This window comes from Okeania sp. (assembly GCF_983059655.1).
The window spans coordinates 1-9,583 of record NZ_CEZPJD010000274.1 but is presented as its reverse complement, the minus strand read 5'-3'; the positions used below and the strand labels follow the sequence as shown (position 1 = coordinate 9,583).

At 36.7% G+C, this 9,583-nt stretch carries 5 protein-coding genes and 1 pseudogene; all 6 read right to left on the bottom strand.

Features of this window, described 5'->3' with window-relative positions; genetic code table 11:
* Positions 1-967 (bottom strand): Rpn family recombination-promoting nuclease/putative transposase (locus AC3DU7_RS16260; RefSeq protein WP_488040370.1); only part of this gene is annotated, 967 nt, incomplete at its 3' end.
* A 214-nt stretch (positions 968-1,181) separates the two neighbouring features.
* Entirely contained in the window at positions 1,182-5,078 is a 3,897-nt protein-coding gene (locus tag AC3DU7_RS16255) for an Eco57I restriction-modification methylase domain-containing protein (protein WP_488040369.1), read from the bottom strand.
* A 178-nt stretch (positions 5,079-5,256) separates the two neighbouring features.
* On the bottom strand, positions 5,257-8,085 hold the full coding sequence (locus AC3DU7_RS16250; protein ID WP_488040368.1) for a helicase-related protein: 2,829 nt from the start codon (positions 8,083-8,085) through the stop codon (positions 5,257-5,259).
* Complete coding sequence (locus tag AC3DU7_RS16245; protein ID WP_488040367.1) at positions 8,082-8,285, bottom strand: hypothetical protein; 204 nt, start codon at positions 8,283-8,285, stop codon at positions 8,082-8,084. Before AC3DU7_RS16245 ends, AC3DU7_RS16250 begins: the two co-directional genes overlap by 4 nt.
* A 337-nt stretch (positions 8,286-8,622) precedes the next feature.
* Positions 8,623-8,839, bottom strand: a pseudogene (locus tag AC3DU7_RS16240) (transposase); the annotation flags it as partial.
* A gap of 84 nt (positions 8,840-8,923) precedes the next feature.
* Complete coding sequence (locus tag AC3DU7_RS16235) at positions 8,924-9,388, bottom strand: universal stress protein (protein ID WP_488040366.1); 465 nt, start codon at positions 9,386-9,388, stop codon at positions 8,924-8,926.
* Positions 9,389-9,583: the final 195 nt, after the last annotated feature.

Sequence of the window (9,583 nt, the reverse complement as noted above, 5' to 3'; positions counted from 1 at the left end):
ATCTTTGACTCTCTAACCAATTTTCAATATCTGTAATAGTTTTCATATCAAAAATTTCCTCTCCTAAAATATCTAATTTTGCCAAAGATAATTGTTTGATTTGACTCTCAAATTCTGGAGAAATTTCTCCCAATAATCGCCGAATTAGACGCAATATTTGTTTAACTGCTTCCTCAATTTTTCCTTCTTCTCGACCTTCTTCTCGACCTTCTTCTCGACCTTCTTCTCGACCTTCTTCTCGACCTTCTTCTTTAGCTTCCTGTTTCGCTAAACTAATCTCACCTTTCCTATCCCCAATAAATACTTCTTGTTTATGTAACTCCTCTAATTCCTCATTACTTAGATTAGCTCGGTTAGCAATATTTAACGCTGCTTCAATTTCTGCTACTTCTCCAAGAGAATCAGGAATTACTTCTAAGTTAGGAGCAGATTTAAGGAAATAAATCCATTTATCACTCTCGGTTTCTAACTCTGATAATTCCTTGTTAAATTTGGGTAATTCTAAAAATATTAGTCTTAACTCGTCTCGATAGTTAAATGAATCTTTCTCTTCCTTGAATCTAAATTTATTAATCATTCTTTTTGCTTCTTTGAATAGCACAAAATCTGTAATAGTCAAAGTAATAAAAGGTTTTAAACTTCGGTATCCTTCCCCAGTATCTAACTGATTACCATAAGCTTTTGCTAGATTATAAATTACTCTTTTTTCAAATGCTTCAACGTTCAATACTTGCATCTCAATTATGACTGTAGAGCCATTATCTAATACAGCTCTAACATCAAGATAAGTATCCTTAAGAGTTTGAGTAACTCCTGGGTTATAGGGGTCAATTATTTCCAGAGATTGTATAGTATTATGATTGTCATAAACTATGGCATTGAGAAAACTAATTAAGATTTGTTTACTGCGGTTTGAACCGAAGATTTTTTTAAAGGCAAAGTCGGTTTTCGGACTGATAAATCTCATAGTTATATTGTTGATAAATAAAGGAACAAATGTTAAGCTCGTAGTTGGACTTTAATCCTATCTTCTCTTAAATATTAGGGTTAAAACCCTATTACGAACGAATAAAGCTCGTAGCTGGACTTTAGTTCTATCTTGATGTCGGGCTGAAGCCCTACTACAAAGGAAGGCTCATAGTTGGACTTTAGTCCTATCTTGATGTCGGGCTGAAGCCCTACTACGAACGAATTTTCAACCTATCAAACGCTTCTAATACTAATCTTTGTGTCCGATATTCTCCATATTCTTTTATCTCTTTATTTTTGAGGACTCGAAATGTTTCACTGGGGAAGTCTTCGCCATAGATGTCCGTGGGGTCGAGTATATAACGCAGTTCGTCTCTTTCTAAACCGTAGAGTTTGGCATAATATGCGTCAAGTTCGGCGCGAAGTTGGGCGCGACGTTGGGGGTTCCAGATGAAGGGGTCGCCTTTATATCCCATGTCTAGGGCGAATAGCTTCATGTCATCAGCGGTGTAGACGAGTTCTAGGACGCGGGTGCTGATGTAGTTGATGTCTTCATCTGTGTAGTCTTCTGGGGGAATGACTGGGAGTTGTTTGAGGATGAAATAACTTAAATTTACACCACCAACTTTTTGTTTTGCAATAAAATCTAAAATTAAACTATTAAAATTTCCTAATATACAAGGATATAATTGAGATAAACTATTTTGTATAAAAACAACATTCATAGAATGAGAAACTCCACATATAGGTAACATTGAGGCTATTATAGTTCTTTCATTTGTAGAGCTAGTCACACTTTTTAAACTCAATAAATATTTTTTTTTAGTCTTATTAGCAATTCGATCATAAACTTCTATTTTACTAACAAAATATTGGGAAATAGGAGTATAATTTATATTTTGATGTTGTTCTAAATTTGTTTGTAAAGGTTGTCCGGATCGATATAAATTGTCTGTATTAGTTATAGAACTAGCTGCACGATGATCGTATGCTTGAACCATTTTCCCTTCATAAAGTGGCACTAAACCATTACCTGCTTCATTCTGAAATAACCCACTATCATTTGCCATGTGAAACATTGACATAAATGAAATACTCCAAGGGTTAACTCCTGTTTTTTCATTTTCCAAAACAGGAGTGCGCTGATAGATTTTTTTTGTAAGTTCCGCATCTTGATGAGTTCTGAAAATTGGGCAAGTGAGAGTGTTAGGATTTAATAAAGCAATATCCTGAGCAGAAAGTTGAAAAACTCGACTTAAGTCTCCTACTTGTTTTGCTTGAGTCAGGAAAAAGGATAAGTTAGCTTTTTGTAAGCGTTGAATGCTCATAGATAAAAGAGAGAATTTTATTCGACTATCTACAGCAGCAAATAATTTCTCCCTATTCTCAAAATCATAAAAACTAGCTAAATTCTGTTTTTGAGTCAAGTCGCCAAAAAACTTTTGACAAGTAGCATCAGTCGCAATACCAGTCGGAACAATAACCCCTACTCTTCCACTTGAAGAAATTAACTTTCTAGTTGTCTCAGCAAACACAGCATAAGTATTAATATCTCCCACTGCAGTTAAAGGAAACCTAGCAGACTCCCGAATAAATTTACTCTGTGCATCAGCAAAATGTTTAGTATCCTCAAATTCCTCTAATAACTGAGGATTATTTTTAGCTAACTGCTTAATTAACTTACCCCGCTCTGCCTTATTTTTAGCATTGGCAATATCCTTATCCCTAGCAGCAAAAAATTCTTTTTCCTGTAACTTTATTCTCTCCCACGGAGGATTACCCAAAACACAATCAAATCCCCCATCTTCAAATACTTCTGGAAACTCCAAAAACCAATGAAAAAACCTATACTTTTCTCCCAACTTATTAGCAGCATCTACCACTGCTTTAGTCACTTGATTACCTTTCAATAATTGATTTAAAACTGCCGTAGTTGGTAACAACTCTAAATTCTGTTTCGTCACATACATAAAAAAAGCAGTCGTCCATAAATTACAAGCAGAAAAATCTCGCCACCATCCCTTATTTTCCTGACTATGACTTGCCAAATATTTCCTCTGTTTCTCCTTCACATCATCCGTTGTTTCATCAGATATTTTTCCCAACTCCCGCCATGCTTCTACATATTGATTTCGTTCTGCTTCTAAATCCAAAAAATTCAAAGCTAACTGCCCTACTTCTATATCATGTTTCTCCTTTTTATTCCGTTTCTTAAACTGAGTAGCTAACTTTTTATCATCCCCAGTCACAGCAGAAAAAGCATGATCGGGAATTCCCTCATTTAAACAGTCAATATCCAGCACTCCAACTAAGGAATTACCACATTTAATTCTGTGGTCTAAAAAGTTCAAAGGTTTACCCGCACAAAAACCCTCTATCCATAAAGCAACCTTACATAAATCTACAGCCAAAGGGTTTAAATCTACACCATAAATACAATTTTGAATAACATCCCGAATAGCCAACCTTAAATTTTCCGGTGTAGGTTGAGCTTCTCCAGTCATAATTTGAGCTAATTCTTTACCAAGTCTCCGAGCAGCAGCTAACAAAAAATGCCCCGAACCACAAGCAGGGTCACATACTTTTATTGATAATAATTTGGCTCGTAACTCCGCTCGTAGTTGGACTTTAGTCCCATCTTCTTCAAGTAGGGCTTCAGCCCTACTACGAACTTGATTAATTTTCTCTTTAATTACAGGTTCCAAAGCACTTTTAATTAACTGAGCAACTAACTCTTTTGGAGTATAATAAGAACCCGTAGTTTTCCTTTCCGTTCCTGTTATTAAAGCAAACTGATAAATTCCATCCTCGACAATAATTTTCGGTGAAAAATCCAACAAACTCTCATAAACACTTCCCAACTCTTCCACATCCAAAGCACCATAATTTACTCTTCGCTGCTGCCCCTTTTCCTCATACAAAGATAAATTTCTAATTGCTTTTAATAAATCATAATTATCTATGGCAAATTTATCCAAAGTTAACAACGAATCCGAACCAAATAAATTTCCATTCAGAGGAGAAAGACCTAAAAGTTTACCCCGCCAATTTTCATCAAACAAAGCAAAAGTCATCCTCAAACCTTGCCAAATATCTTGATAACCTTCCCGCTGATAACTGGGGCGTTCGGCTAAATTTCTCAACCGAGAAATACTATAATATTCTGTGTAAATTCGCGCCTTTTCTTCATCTTCTCCTACTAATAATAAATTCCGCGACTCTGCTACCATTAAAAATAATAGTCGGTAAATTAATAACAATAATTGACGGTAAAATCCCCCCTCATTAGGAACATTACCATCTATATTAATCAAACTTTGAGGATGTTGTAAAAACCCAGTTCCCAACAAAACCAAAGCCTCCTCCACACCATCACGAAGGCGATCGCGCACCCTATTTCCTTGTTGTTGTCCCTCCTGATGGTAAAATTCTAATAAACATTTGTCTGCATCATCGCGACTTTGGGGTAGTCGGGAACGGTGAAATAAACGATAAAATAATCTAAACTCGGCAAAATTTTCTCCATCAAGTATCTGTTTTAAGTCAAACTCAATATAAGCTGACCGAGTCATCAAAGACGAGTCACGCAAAAGTCGCCACTGAAACCCATTAGTCACCACTCCCCAGAGATATTCGGTGCGATTGAGATATTCTTGCATTAAAGCATGAGCAGACAAACGGGGAGTATCAGACTGGGGGCGTTTATCAAGAGATACCCGACAACCAACTATATGAATGGGGGGTTTTTCCTCTCCCGTTTCTGCTCGGTGAGAGATAGCATAAGTTTGACTTTCTACTACTTCTGCTTTTTGTTGATAGACAGGATGATAACCTAATAATTTGAGTAGAGGTATAGCCAAATATTCGCGGGTGGGAGTGGTAGCAGTATCTGTATTATCTCGTTGTAAACGGCGTTGAAAAATATTCCATAAATCTTTAGCTTCACCCCAAGCAAAAGCTATTTCATCCTCTAATTTTTCTGTTTTTTTCAGTCCAAAATCAGAAGCTATTTGCCCTTTAATTTCTCCTTTTAATAATTCGGAGGTCAGATCGGGGGCAATTAAATTTCCTTCTATTTGAAAAGCAGTTAATGTTGCAGTATTAGCCATGATTATTATGTTAGTATAGCGCTACGCGCTAGGGAACAGGGAACAGGGAACAGGGAACAGCCGACTTTCAAAGGCTTTCAGGATTTAGAAATGTCCTAACCTTAATGCGTAGTGCTATAGTATTGCTCTAGCCTGATATAGAAGAGTGGACTAAAGTCCAACTACGAGCCTAAACAAACTAATTAGGTTTTAATAAATATACTCCTAAAATATCCATAGGCAAAAGAGGTTCAACTTTAACTTTTCCTTCTTTTGTAATAGCCCTAACTCTACAATGAGATTCAGATAATATTTCTGCTCTTTGATTGGCAATTTTTTCTAATTCTGGCTGTAAATCTTTGAGTCGAGCTAGAAAACTTTTAACTTTCTGTTTCTTCAACTCAGGTTTTAAATCTGCCACTGGTTCAGCTCTAGCTAAAATTTCCCAAGTTTCATCTTGAAATAACCAATTGGGTTTACTAGGAATCCCAGTAAAACCTAATGTTAAACATTCCTCTACTAATAAACTTTGATGGCGAGAACTTGTTAATAAATGCCTCAGTCTTAATAACAAAATAAATTTCGGTTTGTCTACAACATTAGTAACTACTAATCCACATCTAGCAGCTATTGGCTCTACTAATTTTTCATTTAACGCTTCTCCTAATATATGTTGAGCTAAACCTTCTACTAAAGGATGATTTCTACCTACATATTCAACGTTCTCTGGTGTGGGAGTAGTAAAAGCAATTGTCCGTGGTTTAGCTCCTAAAATCGGGATTAAACATTTAGGAATATTTGGTAAATGCCAACTATTTTTTTGCCGAATTAAAGAAGCATTTAAACGTGCGCAAGTCCTCTTGACAAATTGCTCCACATCTGACTCAGTTCCTAAGATTTTGTCAGATTCAATTAACTCTTGTTCTACTTCTGTTGGCTTAATCGTTCGTTGAGCAAAACGAGTCCGATTTAACTTTTCTTTTTCTGCTGCAATATCCCATCTTTGATGTACTTCACTAATAGCAGAAGTAGTATCTTCTAAGATGTCAAAAATTGAAAGTTGACGAGCATCATCTGCTTGTTCAAATAAAGATTTAAACACTGCTTCTTGTACCGTACTACTATCCATTGGTACTGGTACAGTTACTCCCAATGTTTGGTGAATTTTAACCGCTTTTCTAATTAAAACATCTAAAACTGCCCCATCTACAGGATTATCTTCACCGTAGAATAAAATACATTTTACTTGAGGTGCAGTTTGCCCATAACGGTCAATTCTCCCTTCCCTCTGTTCTAAACGATTAGGATTCCAAGGTAAGTCATAATGAATAGTTGCAGTAAAATGGGTTTGTAAGTTTACCCCCTCACTTAAACAGTCTGTAGCTACCATAATTCTTTGAGGATATTCTGTTAATTCTGCTAGCCGAATTTCTCGTTCATCTTCTGATAATTCTCCTGTAATGGCAATAACTCTAATGTTGTTGTTTTTGGAAGTTTCAAATTTGGTTTTCAGAGCATCAGCTAAATATTTAGCAGTGGCAATATAACGACACCAAATAATAAAATTAAAACCTTCTCTTAACAAGTCTTTTGCTAGAGAAATTACCTGTTGTAACTTTCTATCTTTTTCCCCTAATAATTGTTCGGCTGCCTTCACAAAAGCCTTTAACTGACGCTTTTCTTTTTCGACATAACTTAACTGACCTTTTTCTACGACAATATTCGGCACAACATCCACTGCCTGTTCCTGTTCCGTAGGGTCATAAACATAAGTAGCTGCCACCTCATCATTTAACCCTAAATCTTCCTCATAAATAACTTCCGTTTCTCGATTTTTTACCTGCCTAGATAAAGTAGCGATCGCAGCAGCAGGAGAAGACATTACACAACGAACAATGGCTAAAGCAGACCAATATCTGCCTCGTTTTTGAGCATAACTTAAGTTAGCGCCAGTTTTTACTAATCCCCTAGCAAAATCATAAACATCATCAAATAATTTCCGGTAATCTTTAGAGAGATTATAAGTAGACTCTAAAGCCTCTCTTTGGGGAAATGGTGTTTCATTGCCTAGCCATTTTTGCACGTCAGCCCGTCGTCTTTGCACAAAATGTTGAGCTAATTCTTGACGTTGTTTTTCTGTAAGATTATCTAAATCAAAATTGGCAAATTCTCGTTTTAATAAACCCAAAATCGACAGAAAAGCAGTTTCAATTCCACTATGGGGAGTAGCAGTTAATAAAACCAAGTGGCGTTGATAATTTTCAGCAATTTCTTTTACTAACTGGTGACGTTGTTGAGTAGTATTATCCTTATTAGAACTAGCACAAGTATGAACTTCATCTACTATAACTAAATCCGGACAATAAGTCAGTAAACTAGCTCGACGGCGGTCTGATTTAGCATAGTCTAGACTAACAATAATATGTGGGTAATAACTAAATATATGATGTTCCCTCGATGGCAAATTTCGTTCTAATTTAGATACTGTACCAGAACGAATAACAACAGCATCAATATGAAACTTTTCCTTTAATTCCCGTTGCCATTGGTCGCAAAGTTGAGGCGGACAAAGAACAGCTAGACGTTTTATCTCTCCCCTGTCCAAAAGTTCCTTGGCAATTAATCCAGCTTCAATAGTTTTACCAATTCCCACATCGTCTGCTATTAATAAGCGAATTGTATCTAATCGTAACCCCATTAACAAAGGTACAAGTTGATAAGGTCGGGGTCGTAATGACAAACGTCCCAAGCAACGAAATGGCCCCGCCCCACTGCGAAGATTTAACCTTGCTGCATCTATCAGGAGTTGGGCTGCAGTACAATCTTGAATGCTATCCCCTGTAGGGTTTGGAAATTTAGCAGATTCAATAGACGATTCTAACTCTAAGGGAGTAAAAATACCGCAGATTTGGTCTTCATTTCCACTGAGGGGACGTAAACGAACTAATTCCGAATTTTCTGACGGCAGGACTACCCATTGGCGATCGCGACAACTAACTATAGAACCTGGGGTGGGAACTTGACTCATCGTGTCCCCTCTAAAGCAGCCATTCTTTGTTCTAGTCGCGCCACTCTTTCTGATAGGGAAACCTGATGATTTATCCCCAGATATTGGGAGAGAGCTGAGACCACAACCTCTGATTTGGTAGTTGCTGTGTCGGCAGTATATATTTCTAACTGGTTGTATCGACTATTAGGCAGTCTAATAGTTATGGGTCTACTGGACATCACTAATTACATAAGCATTCGTGTCATACGCTCACTTTATTATTCTCTGTACATAAATGTGTCTAAAGTTTTGTAAAGTATAGCGTCCATTTTTTAGACTGTAACAACTTGGTTATTTATCCGGTGATTTTACAGGCTACAGTACCTGATTTTGGAGGGGTAATATCATGTTCGGTAGAACAGTTATAATTAGGCTCGTAGTTAGACTTTAGTCCTAATACTAAGCATTTCAGAGGCTCAAGCCCAACTACAAACCATATACTTTATTATAAGTAATTATCCGCAATTCGTAGCTCCCCCGGAGGGGGAACATGATATTATTTGAAATCAGAATTTATTATGAGCTGAATAAAACTTTGAGGAGATAATTATTGTTCCATCCGGCTCTTTTTCGTTTGTTTTTTATTCCGGTTTTTATAGTTTTTTCTTGATTTAATAAATTTAAAGCTATTTGCCTAATTACTGCCAAATTTTCTGGAGAATTATCCTTTCTAATTCTAGAATCATCTTCTTGAAATTGAACATCGCTCAACCCAATGTAATTGATTTTCGATAACATGTAACACCATGTATGACAAAAATAAGGGGAGCAAGATGCTCCCGCTGGCTATACCATTACAATGCACCACTGCCAAAAACTATTGCTGCACAACTAACACCGAACATTTCGCCCGGTGAATTACATAACTGCTTACGCTACCTATAACCATTTCGCTGACAACAGAATGTCCTCTGCGTCCCATAACAATTAGTTCAGCACCCCACTCCTCGGCTACCTTACATATCTGCTTTCCAGGTGCACCTTCAGTTTGAAGAAATTCTGTGTTTACCCCTGCTGTTGTCGCTTCGTTAGCTCGTGACTGCAAGATATCTAGGCATTTTTTGTCAAAATCTTTCCATTTTTGTTGATATTCCGCAATCAATTCTTTGTTAAATTCCCGGGAAATTGCTCCAAATTTAAGGGGAGTTTCTCCTTCTTCGGGAGATAAAACGTGCAATAATTTTAAGTAGGAATTATTGAGTTTTGCTAAATTGAGAGCAGCGGCAAATACGCGATCGCCTGCTGCCGATGTGTCCATTGTTGCTAGAATTTTTTGATACATAATCTTTTGATGAAAATCTAGTTATTTAATTTCTCAGGACTTACCCATGGATTACGAAAAACTAGGGTTTGAGATTGCTTTCCTGTCGCTCGTAATAATGAAAATAAGTTGTAATGGATAAGTCCTATTATCTAACACTAATATTGTATAGCAATATGATTTTAGTTGTGAGATATTGAAAACTTTTAGGGAACA

Excerpts from the sequence above, each read along its gene's own strand:
- AC3DU7_RS16255 (WP_488040369.1), bottom strand. The coding sequence starts at position 5,078 with ATGGCTAATACTGCAACATTAACTGCTTTTCAAATAGAAGGAAATTTA.
- AC3DU7_RS16250 (WP_488040368.1), bottom strand. The coding sequence starts at position 8,085 with ATGAGTCAAGTTCCCACCCCAGGTTCTATAGTTAGTTGTCGCGATCGC.
- AC3DU7_RS16245 (WP_488040367.1), bottom strand. The coding sequence starts at position 8,285 with ATGTCCAGTAGACCCATAACTATTAGACTGCCTAATAGTCGATACAAC.
- AC3DU7_RS16235 (WP_488040366.1), bottom strand. The coding sequence starts at position 9,388 with ATGTATCAAAAAATTCTAGCAACAATGGACACATCGGCAGCAGGCGAT.